Here is a 17,275-nt window from a genome sequence, read left to right on the forward strand (position 1 = left end):
TGTGACATGGTTGATGACGAAGAGCTGCTGGAACTGGTTGAGATGGAAGTGCGTGACCTGCTGTCTCAGTACGACTTCCCGGGCGACGACACTCCGATCGTTCGCGGTTCCGCGCTGAAAGCGCTGGAAGGCGACGCTGAGTGGGAAGCGAAAATCATCGAGCTGGCTGGCCACCTGGATACCTACATCCCGGAACCAGAGCGCGCGATTGACAAGCCGTTCCTGCTGCCGATCGAAGACGTATTCTCCATCTCTGGTCGTGGTACCGTTGTGACCGGTCGTGTTGAGCGCGGCATCATCAAAGTGGGTGAAGAAGTTGAAATCGTGGGTATCAAAGATACCGCGAAATCTACCTGTACCGGCGTTGAAATGTTCCGCAAACTGCTGGACGAAGGCCGTGCTGGTGAGAACGTCGGCGTTCTGCTGCGTGGCATCAAGCGTGAAGAGATCGAGCGTGGCCAGGTTCTGGCTAAGCCGGGCTCTATCAAGCCGCACACCCAGTTCGAATCAGAAGTGTACATCCTGTCCAAAGACGAAGGCGGCCGTCACACTCCGTTCTTCAAAGGCTATCGTCCTCAGTTCTACTTCCGTACGACTGACGTAACGGGCACCATCGAACTGCCGGAAGGCGTTGAGATGGTTATGCCGGGCGACAACATCAAAATGGTTGTTACCCTGATCCACCCGATCGCGATGGACGACGGTCTGCGTTTCGCAATCCGCGAAGGCGGCCGTACCGTTGGTGCAGGCGTTGTTGCTAAAGTTCTGGGCTAATCGCCGATAACATTTGACGCAACGTACAAGAAGAGGGCATCATTTGATGCCCTTTTTATACGCTGTAACATAGAACCTGGCTCATCAGTGATTCTTTGCTCATAATCATTGCTGAGACAGGCTCTGTAGCACGGCGTAATCGACCGAGTTACGCCTTAACAGCTGCATTCGGTTTGGCTGCCTCGCATGCGCGGGGCAAAATTGTTTCTGATTTATGTGGCAGGTTGGTTTATGAGTGCTAATACCGAAGCTCAAGGAAGCGGGCGCGGCCTGGAAGCGATAAAGTGGGTAGTCGTCGCCATTTTGCTGATCGTGGCAATTGTAGGTAACTTCTATTATCGCGAAGTGACCTTACCGCTGCGCGCATTGGCTGTTGTTATACTGATCGCGGCGGCAGGCGGCATCGCGCTGTTGACGACGAAAGGTAAAGCAACGGTGGCTTTCGCTCGCGAAGCTAGAACCGAAGTGCGCAAAGTCATTTGGCCTACGCGCCAGGAAACGCTGCATACCACGTTAATCGTTGCCGCGGTTACCGCCGTGATGTCACTGATTTTGTGGGGGCTGGATGGTATTCTGGTCCGTCTGGTATCGTTTATCACTGGCCTGAGGTTCTGAGATGTCTGAAGCTCCAAAAAAGCGCTGGTACGTCGTTCAGGCGTTTTCCGGTTTTGAGGCGCGCGTAGCACAATCGCTGCGTGAGCATATCAAATTGCACAATATGGAAGAGTTGTTTGGCGACGTCATGGTCCCTACTGAAGAAGTAGTCGAGATTCGTGGCGGCCAGCGTCGCAAAAGCGAACGTAAATTCTTCCCCGGCTATGTGCTGGTGCAAATGGTTATGAACGACGCAAGCTGGCACCTGGTGCGCAGCGTTCCGCGCGTGATGGGATTTATTGGCGGTACGTCCGATCGTCCGGCACCGATTAGCGATAAAGAAGTCGATGCGATCATGAACCGTCTGCAGCAGGTCGGCGACAAACCGCGTCCGAAAACGCTGTTTGAGCCGGGCGAAATGGTTCGCGTCAATGACGGCCCGTTTGCCGACTTTAATGGCGTCGTGGAAGAAGTGGATTATGAGAAGAGTCGCCTGAAGGTTTCTGTCTCTATCTTCGGACGCGCAACCCCGGTTGAGCTGGATTTCGGCCAGGTTGAAAAAGGCTAAATTACCCGCTCGGTTTTTACCGATTTAGGGTTGCAGAAGGCGCGAAATTGCCCTACAATTTCGCGCCTTTTGTTTTTATGTGCCCCGGCGGCATATGAAAGTTTAATCACGGGAAGCCTTAACAGGCGCTATACCCAACAGAGGAAATATCATGGCTAAGAAAGTACAAGCCTACGTCAAGCTGCAGGTTGCGGCTGGTATGGCTAACCCGAGTCCGCCAGTTGGTCCGGCTCTGGGTCAGCAGGGCGTTAACATCATGGAATTCTGTAAAGCGTTCAACGCGAAAACCGACAGCCTGGAAAAAGGTCTGCCGATTCCTGTTGTTATTACCGTTTATTCTGACCGTTCTTTCACCTTCGTTACCAAAACGCCTCCGGCAGCTGTACTGCTGAAAAAAGCGGCGGGTATCAAGTCTGGTTCCGGCAAGCCGAACAAAGACAAAGTCGGTAAAGTAACCCGTGCTCAGGTACGTGAAATCGCAGAAACCAAAGCTGCGGACATGACTGGTTCCGACGTAGAAGCGATGACTCGCTCTATCGAAGGTACTGCTCGTTCCATGGGCCTGGTAGTGGAGGATTAAGAGATGGCTAAGCTGACCAAGCGCATGCGCGTGATCCGTGACAAAGTTGATTCTACCAAACAGTACGACATCAACGAAGCTGTTGCTCTGCTGAAAGAACTGGCTACCGCTAAGTTTGTAGAAAGCGTTGACGTTGCCGTTAACCTCGGCATCGACGCGCGTAAATCAGACCAGAACGTACGTGGCGCGACTGTGCTGCCGCACGGTACTGGCCGCTCTGTACGCGTTGCTGTGTTTACCCAGGGCGCGAACGCTGAAGCTGCTAAAGCAGCTGGCGCTGAGCTGGTAGGTATGGAAGATCTGGCTGAGCAAATCAAAAAAGGCGAAATGAACTTTGACGTTGTTATCGCATCTCCTGATGCAATGCGCGTTGTTGGCCAGCTGGGCCAGGTTCTGGGCCCGCGCGGCCTGATGCCGAACCCGAAAGTGGGTACGGTAACGCCGAACGTCGCTGAAGCAGTGAAAAACGCTAAAGCTGGCCAGGTTCGCTACCGCAACGACAAAAACGGCATCATCCATACCACTATCGGTAAGGTTGATTTCGACGCTGACAAACTGAAAGAAAACCTGGAAGCTCTGCTGGTTGCGCTGAAAAAAGCCAAACCGACTCAGGCGAAAGGCGTGTACATCAAGAAAGTTAGCCTGTCTACCACCATGGGCGCTGGCGTTGCCATCGACCAGACTGGTCTGACTGCAGTGGCGAATTAATAATCGCTTTACGCGGGCGAAAGTTTCCTCTAGAATCTTACGCCCGTTGTTCTGTTAAACAGAACGCCCGCCTCAAGCCTTCATGACATCGGTGATGCCGGTTCAGAAAGGGGAGGGCGGAAAGATTTTCGGTTGGAGCCTGGCCTTATCCAGGCCTCCGTCCAAGACCGCAGGTGTTTCGAAAGAAACTTAATCGTCCTGCGTAGACGGTGACAGAGCCTGAAGAATATTTTTTCTTTTCTGGATTCTGCTCACCGTGTTTTAGCGCTTACCTTCTTTTCGGTCGGTAAGTGAAGTGAGTTCCGGGGGAATTTTTCCTCCGGCTAAAATCCAGGAGCAAAAGCTAATGGCATTAAATCTTCAAGACAAACAAGCGATTGTTGCTGAAGTCAGCGAAGTAGCCAAAGGCGCGCTGTCTGCGGTGGTTGCGGATTCTCGTGGCGTTACCGTAGATAAAATGACTGAACTGCGTAAAGCAGGTCGTGAAGCTGGCGTTTACATGCGTGTTGTTCGTAACACCCTGCTGCGCCGCGTCGTTGAAGGTACTCAGTTCGAGTGCCTGAAAGACACGTTTGTTGGTCCGACCCTGATTGCATACTCTATGGAACACCCGGGCGCTGCTGCTCGTCTGTTCAAAGAGTTCGCGAAAGCGAATGCAAAATTCGAGGTCAAAGCTGCAGCCTTTGAAGGTGAGCTGATCCCGGCGGCACAAATTGACCGTCTGGCAACGCTGCCGACTTACGAAGAAGCACTGGCACGTCTGATGTCGACCATGAAAGAAGCCGCTGCAGGCAAACTGGTCCGCACCCTGGCTGCCGTACGCGATGCGAAAGAAGCCGCTTAAGGCCTTCCTTTACAGCGCACTTTTACGTACACACTATTTTCTGATTCTTAGGAACAATTGTCATGTCTATCACTAAAGATCAAATTCTGGAAGCAGTAGCCGCTATGTCCGTAATGGAAGTAGTTGAGCTGGTTTCCGCTATGGAAGAAAAATTCGGCGTTTCTGCTGCTGCTGCTGTAGCTGTTGCTGCTGGCCCGGCTGAAGCTGTTGAAGAAAAAACTGAGTTCGACGTTGTACTGAAAGCTGTTGGCGCTAACAAAGTTGCTGTTATCAAAGCAGTACGTGGCGCAACTGGCCTGGGCCTGAAAGAAGCGAAAGATCTGGTTGAGTCTGCACCGGCTGCGCTGAAAGAAGGCATCAGCAAAGACGACGCTGAAGCTCTGAAAAAATCTCTGGAAGAAGCTGGCGCTGAAGTTGAAGTTAAATAAGCCAACCTTTCAGGTTGCAGCCTGATCTTTTAGGCTGATGGCTGGTGACTTTTTGGTCACCAGCCTTTTTGCGCTACAGGGCCTCAATGGGGTTTCGCACTGTTTGTCCATTGAGCGTCTTCAATATCTTTTTCTATCGACGCCTTAATATACTGCTTCCCTGCAGGGTTCCCTGCCCATGCAACAGCAATGAAATGATTTAAGAGTGATAGAAAGACGTATTGCGGAAGGTGTCCCGCACTTTCCGAGAAACAAAATAGTGTTGCATGAACTGTCCTTCAGGACGGACAGAGTGGGTCGACTTGTCAGCTAGCTGAGGAACCCTATGGTTTACTCCTATACCGAGAAAAAACGCATTCGTAAGGATTTTGGCAAACGTCCACAGGTTCTGGACGTACCCTATCTCCTTTCTATCCAGCTTGACTCGTTCCAGAAGTTTATCGAGCAAGATCCGGAAGGCCAATACGGTCTGGAAGCTGCATTCCGTTCCGTATTCCCAATCCAGAGCTATAGCGGCAACTCTGAGCTGCAGTATGTCAGCTACCGCTTAGGCGAACCTGTCTTTGATGTGAAAGAATGTCAGATCCGTGGCGTGACGTATTCAGCTCCGCTGCGCGTTAAGCTGCGTCTGGTGATCTACGAGCGCGAAGCGCCGGAAGGCACCGTTAAAGACATCAAAGAACAAGAAGTATACATGGGCGAAATTCCGCTCATGACCGAAAACGGTACCTTTGTTATTAACGGTACTGAAAGGGTTATCGTTTCTCAGCTGCACCGTAGTCCTGGCGTATTCTTTGACAGCGATAAGGGTAAAACCCACTCTTCGGGTAAAGTGCTCTATAACGCACGCATCATCCCTTACCGTGGCTCATGGCTCGATTTCGAGTTTGACCCGAAAGACAACCTGTTCGTCCGTATCGACCGTCGTCGTAAACTGCCGGCCAGTATCATTCTGCGCGCGCTGAATTACACCACTGAACAGATTCTCGATCTGTTCTTTGAAAAAGTGGTGTTCGAAATTCGCGACAACAAGCTGCAGATGGAGCTGGTGCCTGAGCGTCTGCGTGGCGAAACCGCCTCCTTCGATATCGAAGCGAACGGCACGGTCTACGTAGAGAAAGGCCGCCGTATTACCGCGCGTCATATTCGTCAGCTGGAAAAAGATGGTATCCAGCATATCGAAGTGCCGGTGGAATACATTGCAGGCAAAGTGGTTGCTAAAGACTATGTCGACGAAGGCACAGGCGAGCTGATCGTCACTGCGAACATGGAGCTGTCGCTGGATCTGCTGGCGAAGCTGAGCCAGGCCGGTCACAAGCGTATCGAAACGCTGTTTACCAACGACCTGGATCACGGCCCGTATATCTCCGAAACGCTGCGCGTTGACCCAACCAACGATCGCCTGAGCGCGCTGGTTGAGATCTATCGCATGATGCGTCCGGGCTAGCCGCCGACGCGCGAAGCGGCGGAAAACCTGTTCGAGAACCTGTTCTTCTCCGAAGACCGTTACGATCTTTCTGCGGTTGGCCGCATGAAGTTCAACCGTTCTCTGGGCCGCGACGAGATCGAAGGTTCCGGTATCCTGAGCAAAGACGACATCATCGAAGTGATGAAGAAGCTCATCGGTATCCGTAACGGCAAAGGCGAAGTGGATGATATCGACCACCTCGGCAACCGTCGTATTCGTTCCGTGGGCGAAATGGCGGAAAACCAGTTCCGCGTCGGTCTGGTGCGCGTTGAGCGTGCGGTGAAAGAGCGTCTGTCTTTGGGCGATCTCGATACCCTGATGCCTCAGGATATGATCAACGCCAAGCCGATCTCCGCGGCGGTGAAAGAGTTCTTCGGTTCCAGCCAGCTGTCTCAGTTTATGGACCAGAACAACCCGCTGTCTGAGATTACGCACAAGCGTCGTATTTCCGCGCTTGGCCCAGGCGGTTTGACCCGTGAACGCGCAGGCTTCGAAGTGCGAGACGTACACCCGACTCACTACGGTCGCGTATGTCCTATCGAAACGCCTGAAGGTCCGAACATCGGTCTGATCAACTCACTCTCCGTATATGCGCAGACGAACGAATACGGTTTCCTGGAAACCCCGTATCGTCGCGTTATCGACGGCGTAGTGAGTGATGAAATTCATTACCTCTCCGCTATCGAAGAGGGTAACTACGTTATCGCTCAGGCGAACGCCCAGCTTGATGAAAACGGCGGCTTTGTTGACGATCTGGTCACCTGCCGTAGCAAAGGCGAATCGAGCCTGTTCAGCCGCGATCAGGTTGACTACATGGACGTTTCCACCCAGCAGGTGGTTTCCGTCGGTGCGTCCCTGATCCCGTTCCTGGAGCACGATGATGCTAACCGCGCCCTGATGGGTGCGAACATGCAACGTCAGGCGGTTCCGACTCTGCGTGCTGATAAGCCGCTGGTTGGTACCGGTATGGAGCGCGCGGTAGCGGTTGACTCCGGCGTAACCGCCGTAGCCAAACGTGGCGGTACCGTACAGTATGTTGATGCGTCACGTATCGTTATCAAAGTTAACGAAGACGAGATGTATCCGGGCGAAGCCGGCATCGACATCTACAACCTGACTAAATATACCCGTTCTAACCAGAACACCTGCATCAACCAGATGCCGTGCGTTTCTCTGGGCGAACCGGTAGAGCGCGGCGACGTGCTGGCTGATGGCCCGTCCACCGACCTCGGTGAGCTGGCGCTGGGTCAGAACATGCGCGTCGCGTTCATGCCGTGGAACGGCTACAACTTCGAAGACTCCATTCTGGTCTCCGAGCGCGTTGTACAGGAAGATCGCTTCACCACCATCCACATTCAGGAACTGGCGTGTGTGTCTCGTGACACCAAGCTGGGGCCAGAAGAGATCACTGCTGACATCCCGAACGTGGGTGAAGCGGCGCTCTCCAAACTGGATGAGTCCGGCATCGTTTACATCGGTGCGGAAGTGACCGGCGGTGACATTCTGGTTGGTAAGGTAACGCCGAAAGGTGAAACCCAGCTGACGCCGGAAGAGAAACTGCTGCGCGCGATCTTCGGTGAGAAAGCGTCTGACGTGAAAGACTCTTCTCTGCGCGTACCGAATGGCGTTTCCGGCACCGTTATTGACGTTCAGGTCTTTACCCGCGATGGCGTGGAAAAAGACAAGCGCGCGCTGGAAATCGAAGAGATGCAGCTGAAGCAGGCGAAGAAAGACCTGACTGAAGAACTGCAGATCCTCGAAGCCGGTCTGTTCGCACGTATCCATGCAGTGCTGGTTTCCGGCGGCGTGGAAGCGGAAAAACTGGACAAGCTGCCGCGCGAGCGCTGGCTGGAACTGGGCCTGACCGACGAAGCGAAGCAGAATCAGCTGGAGCAGCTGGCCGAGCAGTACGACGAGCTGAAGCACGAGTTTGAGAAGAAACTCGAAGCTAAGCGCCGCAAAATCACTCAGGGCGACGACCTGGCACCGGGCGTGCTGAAAATCGTCAAAGTGTATCTGGCCGTTAAACGTCAGATCCAGCCTGGTGACAAGATGGCAGGTCGTCACGGGAACAAAGGTGTTATCTCCAAGATCAACCCGATCGAAGATATGCCTTACGATGAGAACGGCACGCCGGTAGACATCGTACTGAACCCGCTGGGCGTACCGTCTCGTATGAACATCGGTCAGATCCTGGAAACCCACCTGGGCATGGCGGCGAAAGGCATTGGTGACAAAATCAATGCGATGCTGAAGAAGCAGGAAGAAGTCGCCAAACTGCGTGAGTTCATCCAGCGTGCTTACGATCTGGGCGCTGACGTACGTCAGCGTGTCGATCTGAACACCTTCTCTGATGACGAAGTGCTGCGTCTGGCCGAGAACCTGAAAAAAGGTATGCCGATCGCAACGCCGGTGTTTGATGGCGCGAAAGAAAGCGAAATCAAAGAGCTGCTGCAGCTTGGCGATCTGCCGACTTCCGGTCAGATCACCCTGTTCGACGGCCGCACCGGCGAGCAGTTCGAGCGTCCGGTTACCGTAGGCTACATGTACATGCTGAAACTCAACCACCTGGTTGATGACAAGATGCACGCACGTTCTACCGGCTCTTACAGCCTGGTTACTCAGCAGCCGCTGGGTGGTAAGGCGCAGTTCGGTGGTCAGCGCTTCGGTGAGATGGAAGTGTGGGCGCTGGAAGCATACGGCGCGGCATACACGCTGCAGGAAATGCTCACCGTTAAGTCTGATGACGTCAACGGTCGTACCAAGATGTATAAGAACATCGTGGACGGCAACCATCAGATGGAGCCGGGCATGCCGGAATCCTTCAACGTACTGTTGAAAGAGATCCGCTCGCTGGGCATCAACATCGAGCTGGAAGACGAGTAATACCCTCAGGGTAGCATTCGCATCTGTACTGGTTACAAGGGAGTCCGGGCTTGCCCGGATTCCCTTGAGAAGTCTCACTCCGACGGGAGCTAATCCGTGAAAGACTTACTTAAGTTTCTGAAAGCGCAAACTAAAACCGAAGAGTTTGATGCGATCAAGATTGCGCTGGCCTCGCCAGACATGATCCGTTCCTGGTCTTTCGGTGAAGTGAAAAAGCCGGAAACCATTAACTACCGTACCTTCAAGCCAGAGCGCGATGGTCTGTTCTGCGCCCGTATTTTCGGGCCGGTAAAAGATTACGAATGCCTGTGCGGCAAATACAAGCGCCTGAAACACCGTGGCGTGATCTGTGAGAAGTGCGGCGTTGAAGTGACCCAGACCAAAGTGCGTCGTGAGCGCATGGGCCACATCGAGCTGGCTTCCCCGACCGCGCACATCTGGTTCCTGAAATCGCTGCCGTCCCGTATCGGCCTGCTGCTGGATATGCCGCTGCGCGATATCGAACGCGTGCTGTATTTCGAATCTTATGTCGTGGTTGAAGGCGGCATGACCAACCTCGAGAAGCGCCAGATCCTGACTGAAGAGCAGTATCTCGACGCGCTGGAAGAGTTTGGCGACGAATTCGACGCGAAAATGGGCGCGGAAGCGATCCAGGCGCTGCTGAAAAACATGGATCTGGAGCAGGAATGCGAGCAGCTGCGCGAAGAGCTGAACGAAACCAACTCCGAGACCAAGCGTAAGAAGCTGACCAAGCGCATCAAGCTGCTGGAAGCCTTCGTACAGTCTGGCAACAAGCCGGAGTGGATGATCCTGACCGTGCTGCCTGTGCTGCCGCCGGATCTGCGTCCTCTGGTTCCGCTGGACGGCGGTCGTTTTGCGACTTCTGACCTGAACGATCTCTATCGTCGCGTCATTAACCGTAACAACCGTCTGAAACGACTGCTGGATCTGGCTGCGCCGGACATCATCGTACGCAACGAAAAACGTATGCTGCAGGAAGCGGTAGACGCCCTGCTGGACAACGGTCGTCGCGGTCGCGCGATCACCGGCTCCAACAAGCGTCCGCTGAAATCGCTGGCTGACATGATTAAAGGTAAGCAGGGTCGTTTCCGTCAGAACCTGCTGGGTAAACGCGTCGACTACTCTGGTCGTTCCGTTATTACCGTAGGTCCTTACCTGCGTCTGCATCAGTGCGGCCTGCCGAAGAAAATGGCGCTCGAACTGTTCAAACCGTTCATCTACGGCAAGCTGGAGCTGCGTGGCCTCGCGACCACCATCAAAGCCGCCAAGAAAATGGTTGAGCGTGAAGAAGCCGTGGTTTGGGATATCCTGGACGAAGTGATCCGCGAACACCCGGTTCTGCTGAACCGTGCGCCGACGCTGCACCGTCTTGGCATCCAGGCGTTTGAGCCGGTTCTGATCGAAGGTAAAGCAATTCAGCTGCACCCGCTGGTTTGTGCGGCCTATAACGCCGACTTCGATGGTGACCAGATGGCTGTTCACGTACCGCTGACGCTGGAAGCCCAGCTGGAAGCGCGTGCGCTGATGATGTCTACCAACAACATCCTGTCTCCGGCGAACGGTGAGCCGATTATCGTTCCGTCTCAGGACGTTGTTCTGGGTCTGTACTACATGACCCGCGACAAAGTGAACGCGAAAGGCGAAGGCATGGTGCTGACCGGCCCGAAAGAAGCTGAGCGTGTTTACCGCGCCGGCCTGGCCGAGCTGCATGCGCGCGTTAAAGTGCGTATCACTGAATATGAAAAGAATGAGCAGGGTGAATTCATCCCGAAAACCAGCCTGATCGATACCACTATCGGTCGCGCTATTCTGTGGATGATCGTGCCGCAGGGTCTGCCTTACTCCATCGTCAACCAGGCGCTGGGTAAAAAGGCGATCTCCAAAATGCTGAACACCTGTTACCGCATTCTGGGCCTGAAACCGACTGTTATCTTTGCTGACCAGACCATGTACACCGGTTTTGCCTACGCAGCCCGTTCAGGCGCTTCCGTAGGTATCGACGACATGGTTATCCCGGCGAAGAAAGTGGAGATCATCACCGAAGCGGAAGCGGAAGTGGCTGAGATCCAGGAGCAGTTCCAGTCTGGTCTGGTAACCGCTGGCGAACGCTATAACAAAGTTATCGATATCTGGGCCGCGGCCAACGAACGTGTTGCCAAGGCGATGATGGAAAACCTCTCTACCGAAACGGTTATCAACCGCGACGGCGAAGAGGAAAAACAGGTTTCCTTTAACAGCATCTTTATGATGGCCGACTCCGGTGCGCGTGGTTCTGCCGCTCAGATCCGTCAGCTGGCGGGTATGCGTGGCCTGATGGCGAAGCCGGATGGCTCCATCATCGAAACGCCGATCACTGCGAACTTCCGTGAAGGTCTGAACGTACTCCAGTACTTCATCTCCACGCACGGTGCGCGTAAAGGTCTGGCGGATACCGCATTGAAAACGGCAAACTCCGGTTATCTGACCCGTCGTCTGGTTGACGTGGCGCAGGATCTGGTGGTGACCGAAGATGACTGCGGCACCCTCGAAGGCATTACCATGACGCCGGTTATCGAAGGTGGCGACGTTAAAGAGCCGCTGCGTGAGCGCGTACTGGGCCGTGTAACGGCGGAAGACGTACTGAAGCCGGGTACGGCGGACATTCTGGTTTCCCGCAACACCCTGCTCGATGAGCACTGGTGTGACGTGTTGGAGCAGAACTCTGTCGACAGCGTGAAAGTGCGTTCCGTTGTTGCCTGTGAAACTGACTTCGGCGTCTGTGCGCACTGCTACGGTCGTGACCTGGCGCGTGGCCATATCATCAACAAAGGTGAGGCCATCGGCGTTATCGCGGCGCAGTCCATCGGTGAGCCGGGCACACAGCTGACGATGCGTACGTTCCACATCGGTGGTGCGGCATCGCGTGCGGCTGCTGAATCCAGCATTCAGGTGAAGAACAAAGGTACCATCAAGCTGACGAACGCCAAGTCGGTAACCAACTCCGCTGGCAAGCTGGTGATCACTTCCCGTAACGTTGAACTGAAAATGATCGACGAATTCGGGCGCACCAAAGAAAGCTATAAAGTGCCTTACGGCGCGACCATGGCGAAAGGTGACGGTGAGCAGGTCAATGCTGGTGAAACAGTAGCGAACTGGGATCCGCACACCATGCCGGTTATCACCGAAGTGAGCGGTTTCATCCGTTTCACCGACATGATCGACGGCCAGACCATTACCCGTCAAACTGACGAGCTGACCGGTCTGTCTTCGCTCGTGGTGCTGGACACCGCAGAGCGTACCGCTGGTGGTAAAGACCTGCGTCCGGCGCTGAAAATCGTTGACGCTAACGGCGACGACGTTCTGATCCCGGGCACCGATATGCCGGCTCAGTACTTCCTGCCGGGCAAAGCGATTGTTCAGCTGGAAGACGGCGTGAAGATCAGCTCTGGTGATACCCTGGCGCGTGTGCCTCAGGAATCTGGCGGTACCAAGGATATTACCGGTGGTCTGCCGCGCGTTGCCGACCTGTTCGAAGCGCGTCGTCCGAAAGAGCCTGCGATTCTGGCTGAAATTAGCGGTATCGTCTCCTTCGGTAAAGAGACCAAAGGCAAGCGTCGTCTGGTGATCACGCCGGTCGACGGCAGCGAGCCGTACGAAGAGATGATTCCGAAATGGCGTCAGCTCAACGTATTTGAAGGCGAACGCGTTGAACGTGGTGACGTGATCTCCGACGGACCAGAATCTCCGCATGACATTCTGCGTCTGCGTGGCGTTCAGGCTGTGACCCGTTACATCGTTAACGAAGTGCAGGACGTATACCGTCTGCAGGGCGTTAAGATTAACGATAAGCACATCGAAGTTATCGTGCGTCAGATGCTGCGTAAAGCAACCATCTCCAGCGCGGGCAGCTCCGAGTTCCTGGAAGGCGAGCAGGTAGAATACTCACGCGTGAAGATTGCCAACCGCGATCTGGAGATCAACGGCAAAGTGGGCGCCACATACGCTCGCGACCTGTTGGGCATCACCAAAGCGTCTCTGGCAACCGAATCGTTCATCTCTGCGGCATCGTTCCAGGAGACCACCCGTGTCCTGACCGAAGCAGCGGTAGCAGGCAAGCGCGACGAGCTGCGCGGCCTGAAAGAGAACGTTATCGTGGGTCGTCTGATCCCGGCCGGTACCGGTTACGCTTACCATCAGGATCGTATGCGTCGCCGTGCGGCTGGCGAGCCGACCGTTGCGCCTCAGGTGAGCGCGGAAGAAGCGACGGCCAGCCTGGCCGAGCTCCTGAACGCTGGCCTTGGTGGCAGCGACGACGAGTAATCGTCAGGCATGCTGTAAAATATAAACCCTGCTTCGGCAGGGTTTTTTTATATCCCTTTTCAGCACAGTAAAGGAAGCCAGGCATGAATCTCTTCACCATAAGCCTGTTAGTGGCGGGCATAACGCTTTTTCAAAGCGTCGCGGCGAGGGCTGATGAGCCGGTGCAGCGCCTGTTCAGGGAATGGCAGGTCACCTGCAATAACCTTAACGACTGCGACATTCGCAACGCCGATGAGAATATGCGTATCGTTATTCGTCATCAGGCGGGGCCGAATGGCACGGCGTCGCTGGATATTATGAGCTTCGATGCGGATAAAGCCGAAGGCATCTGGCTGGACGGTAAACGCTGGGACCATGCGATCGCGCTGTCGAACGCGGATGCAAACAATGATTACGCCAATGCGCACAGCGACAGCCTGAGCGATATCCAGGCCTTAATCGCGGCGGCGAAAAACGCCATGACTATTTCTTTAACGCCCGGCGATGACGTAACGGGTTCATTGAACGGGTTGAATGCGGCCCTGCTGTTTGTTGATGAACGACAGGGGCGCCTGAATAACCAAACGGCGCTGTTTAAAACCGGTGAAGCGCCTGCCGCCAGCGTTCCGCCGCGTCCCTCTGCCGCGCCTGCGCTTTCCGTGCCGCCGGTTGTGCCGCTGAATAATGCCCAGACGCTGGTTAAAAATGTTATCGCCAGCCAGCAGCAGGTATTAAAACAGGAAGAGTGCGAGCCAGACGATGAGGACGTCGCCCGCAGCGAGGCGCAGCCTCTGGATGCGCAGCATGCGCTGGTAATGATTAACTGCGGCATGGGCGCCTACCAATCCTCCAGCGTGCTGTTTGTCACGCCGCGCGCGGCGCCGGCAAAGGCGGAGCAGCTGATCCTGCCGTTGCCGCTAAAAGATGACGAGGGCAAACCCAACAGTATCAGTTGGTTTACCGAGGCGAGCTACGATCCGCACAGCGGCCAGCTGTTTCATGCGGCGCGCGGGCGAGGCATCGCAGACTGCGGCGAAAGCGCTACCTGGCGCTACGACGGCCAGCTTTTCCACCTGATAAGCTATAACAGCCAGCCAGGCTGCGATGGCGGCGAACCGGGTGACTGGCCTTCGGTCTGGGCGACGCCAGGCTATACAGATAGTCCCATCGGCCGGTAACGTAATTTATCGCTGCGCGTAAGCAGCGGCTGAAAAGCAGGGCTGGCGCAATGCAGGGCCAGCCCCGATCGGTGCGGATTGCCTGACGAAGCCAGCGTATGTCAGGCGGCGCATTAAACACAGCGCGCCTTTATCGGGTTGCGTGACGGCTTCCGTATAAACGGCATTAGCGCCGGTCCGTTGCCGGCTACTGCGAGACGCGTCCCAGCCAGCTATCCCAGTCTTTCCATACCGGCTGCAAGCCTGCCTGTGTGAGCGCAGCGGCCACTTCCTGCGGCGTACGATGGTCGTCTGGCGAAAATTGTTCAAGCTCCGGTTGCGGATCGGCATAGCCGCCCGGCTGCGTTTTGGAAAACGCGCTGACGCTGTTAATAGCCAGCGGCACGACCCGATCGCGGAAGTTCGGTGATTCGCGCGTCGACAGGGAAAGCTCCACCTCAGGCGCAAACAGGCGAAAGGCGCAAATTGTCTGTACCAGCTGCGCTTCGCTCATCAGTGATGCCGGTTCGATGCCGCCAGCGCAGGGACGCAGCCGTGGAAAAGAGATCGAATAGCGGCTTTGCCACCACGTCTGCTGTAGCCACAGCAGATGTTCCGCCAGCATAAAGCAGTCGGTGCGCCAGCTGTCGGACAGGCCGATCAGCGCGCCGAGGCCGATCTTGTCGATCCCGGCGCGGCCGAGACGATCCGGCGTCTCCAGACGAAAAAAGAAATCCTGTTTATTGCCTTTCAGATGGTGCTGCTGATAAACCCTTGGATGATAGGTCTCCTGATAAACCAGCACACCATCCAACCCGATCTGTTTCAGCCCGACATACTCGGCTTCCGATAAGGGCTGTACCTCCATCATCAGCGAACTGAAATGCTTACGGATTGCCGGAATATGCTGGTGGAAGTAATCGATGCCCACCTTTGTCTGATGCTCGCCGGTGACCAGAAGCAAATGATCGAATCCCATTTTGCGGATCGCCAGGCACTCCCGTTCGATCTCCTCTGCGTTCAGCGTCTTGCGCTTAATACGGTTGCTCATGGAGAAGCCGCAGTAGGTGCAGTCGTTGGCGCACAGGTTGGAAAGGTAAAGCGGGACATAGAAGCTGACGGTATTGCCGAAACGCTGACGCGTCAGGCGCTGCGCCTTTTGCGCCAGCGGTTCAAGAAAGTCGGCGGCGGCGGGGGAGAGCAACGCCATTAAGTCTTCCCGATTCAGGCGTGACTTATTTAGCGCCTGCTGCACGTCCGCTGCGGTTTTGCTGTGGATGCGCAGGCGGATATCTTCCCAGTCGAGCTGCCGCCAGCGCTCGGTAAAATCTTTCATCTGGTTTCCTCCGGCTGGCTAAGGAAGGCGGTAAGCGGGCTGGAAGGCGCGGCCTGAATCTGGCTGGCACCGAGTCCGCTGCGCCAGGCCAGGCGTCCTGCCTCAACCGCAAGTCGGAATGCCCGCGCCATCTCTACCGGATCGCGCGCAACGGCTATCGCCGTATTGACCAGCACCGCGTCCGCGCCCATTTCCAGCGCTTCGCTGGCGTGGCTGGGCGCGCCGATACCGGCGTCGATTACCACCGGCACCTTTGCCTGCTCAATAATAATCGCCAGCAGATCGCGGGTTTTCAGTCCCTGATTGCTGCCAATCGGTGCGCCGAGCGGCATTACCGCAGCGCAGCCCGCCTCCTCCAGACGCTTGCACAATACCGGATCGGCGCCGCAGTAGGGCAGAACGGTAAAGCCTTCTTTCACCAGCTGCTGCGCCGCCTTCAGGGTCTCGATAGCGTCCGGCAGCAAATAACGCGCGTCCGGGTGAATCTCCAGCTTCAGCCAGTGGGTGCCCAGCGCTTCGCGCGCCAGACGCGCGGCGAAGATCGCCTCCTCGGCGGTCCTGGCGCCGGACGTGTTCGGCAACAGCTGTACGCCTGACGCCTGCAACGGCGCCAGAATATTGTCGTTGCCGCCGCGTAAATCAAGCCGCTTCATCGCCATGGTGACCAGCTGCGAACCGGATGCGCGAATCGCCTCTAGCATCAGCGCCGGGGTGGCGAATTTTCCGGTGCCGGTAAAGAGTCGTGAAGAAAATTGTTTGTCCGCTATCTGTAGCATCTCAGCCTCCGGCTATCGCCTGAAAAATCACCACCTCATCGTCATCCCGTAACGCATAGTCCGGCCAGCTGGCGCGGGGAACGATCTGCTGATTAACCGCCAGCGCGGTGCCGGGCTGATGGCAGCCGAGCTTCTCCAGCAGCCTGTCGAGCGTTAATGGCGTTTCCAGCATCAAGGTTTCATCGTTTACTACAATCCTCATCGGGCGCCTCCGCATACCGGACAGTGCGCATCCGGCGTCAGGCTGAGGGTGCGCCAGGTTTGCTGACGTCCATCGAACAGACGCAGCTGTCCATCCAGCGCGGAAGTCTGCCCCGCCAGCATTTTCAGCGCTTCAAGCGCCTGCAGCGTGCCGATGGTGCCCACCACCGGACCCAGCACGCCAGCGGTGCGGCAGTTGCGCTGTGGTTCGCTGTTATCTGGCCAGAGACAGCGATAGCAGCCTTTTTGCCAGGGCGGCGAGATCACCAGCAGCTGCCCGCTAAAGCCGACGGCGCTGCCGCTGATCAGGGGGATATCCGCAGCGACGCAGGCAGCGTTAATCGCCTGACGCGTCGCCATGTTGTCGCTGCAGTCAAGCACCAGATCCGCCTGCGGCACCCATTCGCGCAACTGCGCCTCATCCATGCGCTGTTGCAGAACAATCGCTTCGACCTGCGGATTCAGCGCCTGCAACTGCCGCTGCGCCAGCGGCGCTTTCGCCTGCCCGCAGTCCGCGCTGCGATAAAGGATTTGGCGCTGCAGGTTGCTGACATGCAGCGTATCGTCGTCGGCCAGCAACAGCTTGCCGACGCCCGCTGCTGCCAGCCAGAGCGCCGCGGGCGTCGGCAAGCTGTTGCTGGCCGACGACGATACGC

At 55.9% G+C, this 17,275-nt stretch carries 13 protein-coding genes and 1 pseudogene; 10 read left to right on the forward strand and 4 right to left on the reverse strand.

All coding sequences use genetic code 11. The features are described from left to right. The 10 genes and pseudogenes from MYY08_RS17770 to MYY08_RS17815 all read left to right on the forward strand — a co-directional run. Window positions 1–774, forward strand: a 774-nt coding sequence (locus tag MYY08_RS17770) for an elongation factor Tu (RefSeq protein ID WP_288015180.1), incomplete at its 5' end; no start/stop codon positions are given. A gap of 231 nt (window positions 775–1,005) precedes the next feature. Next, complete coding sequence (secE, locus tag MYY08_RS17775) at window positions 1,006–1,389, forward strand: preprotein translocase subunit SecE (RefSeq protein WP_038629788.1); 384 nt, start codon at window positions 1,006–1,008, stop codon at window positions 1,387–1,389. A gap of 1 nt (window position 1,390) precedes the next feature. After that, window positions 1,391–1,936 (forward strand): transcription termination/antitermination protein NusG, encoded by a 546-nt coding sequence (gene nusG, locus MYY08_RS17780; RefSeq protein WP_038629789.1) that lies wholly within the window; start codon window positions 1,391–1,393, stop codon window positions 1,934–1,936. A gap of 151 nt (window positions 1,937–2,087) precedes the next feature. Beyond that, window positions 2,088–2,516 (forward strand): 50S ribosomal protein L11, encoded by a 429-nt coding sequence (rplK, locus tag MYY08_RS17785; protein ID WP_038629790.1) that lies wholly within the window; start codon window positions 2,088–2,090, stop codon window positions 2,514–2,516. Between the two features lie 3 nt (window positions 2,517–2,519). After that, on the forward strand, window positions 2,520–3,224 hold the full coding sequence (gene rplA, locus MYY08_RS17790; protein ID WP_038629791.1) for a 50S ribosomal protein L1: 705 nt from the start codon (window positions 2,520–2,522) through the stop codon (window positions 3,222–3,224). Window positions 3,225–3,570: 346 nt separating this feature from the next. After that, window positions 3,571–4,068, forward strand: a complete 498-nt coding sequence (gene rplJ / locus MYY08_RS17795; RefSeq protein ID WP_012772934.1) for a 50S ribosomal protein L10 — start codon at window positions 3,571–3,573, stop codon at window positions 4,066–4,068. A 62-nt stretch (window positions 4,069–4,130) separates the two neighbouring features. Beyond that, entirely contained in the window at window positions 4,131–4,496 is a 366-nt protein-coding gene (rplL, locus tag MYY08_RS17800) for a 50S ribosomal protein L7/L12 (protein ID WP_038629792.1), read from the forward strand. Between the two features lie 325 nt (window positions 4,497–4,821). Beyond that, window positions 4,822–8,850: pseudogene (gene rpoB / locus MYY08_RS17805) on the forward strand (DNA-directed RNA polymerase subunit beta). Window positions 8,851–8,946: 96 nt separating this feature from the next. Beyond that, window positions 8,947–13,170, forward strand: coding sequence for a DNA-directed RNA polymerase subunit beta' (rpoC, locus tag MYY08_RS17810; protein ID WP_038629794.1), 4,224 nt, complete (start codon window positions 8,947–8,949; stop codon window positions 13,168–13,170). Between the two features lie 83 nt (window positions 13,171–13,253). After that, a complete protein-coding gene (locus MYY08_RS17815) occupies window positions 13,254–14,327 on the forward strand; it encodes a DUF1176 domain-containing protein (RefSeq protein WP_052134000.1) in 1,074 nt (357 codons plus the stop codon). 187 nt (window positions 14,328–14,514) lie between these two features. Here the strand turns inward: MYY08_RS17815 and thiH are convergent, their stop codons facing one another. The 4 genes from thiH to MYY08_RS17835 all read right to left on the reverse strand — a co-directional run. Further along, on the reverse strand, window positions 14,515–15,642 hold the full coding sequence (gene thiH, locus MYY08_RS17820; protein WP_038629795.1) for a 2-iminoacetate synthase ThiH: 1,128 nt from the start codon (window positions 15,640–15,642) through the stop codon (window positions 14,515–14,517). Next, complete coding sequence (locus MYY08_RS17825) at window positions 15,639–16,418, reverse strand: thiazole synthase (protein ID WP_038629796.1); 780 nt, start codon at window positions 16,416–16,418, stop codon at window positions 15,639–15,641. Before MYY08_RS17825 ends, thiH begins: the two co-directional genes overlap by 4 nt. Before the next feature lies 1 nt (window position 16,419). After that, on the reverse strand, window positions 16,420–16,620 hold the full coding sequence (thiS, locus tag MYY08_RS17830; protein ID WP_038629797.1) for a sulfur carrier protein ThiS: 201 nt from the start codon (window positions 16,618–16,620) through the stop codon (window positions 16,420–16,422). Continuing rightward, the coding region (locus tag MYY08_RS17835; RefSeq protein WP_288015216.1) for a HesA/MoeB/ThiF family protein at window positions 16,617–17,275 on the reverse strand (659 nt) is incomplete at its 5' end. The genes MYY08_RS17835 and thiS, both read right to left, overlap by 4 nt.

Origin of the sequence: Mixta sp. (assembly GCF_024610815.1) — a bacterium.
Classification (GTDB): Bacteria; Pseudomonadota; Gammaproteobacteria; order Enterobacterales; family Enterobacteriaceae; genus Mixta; species Mixta calida.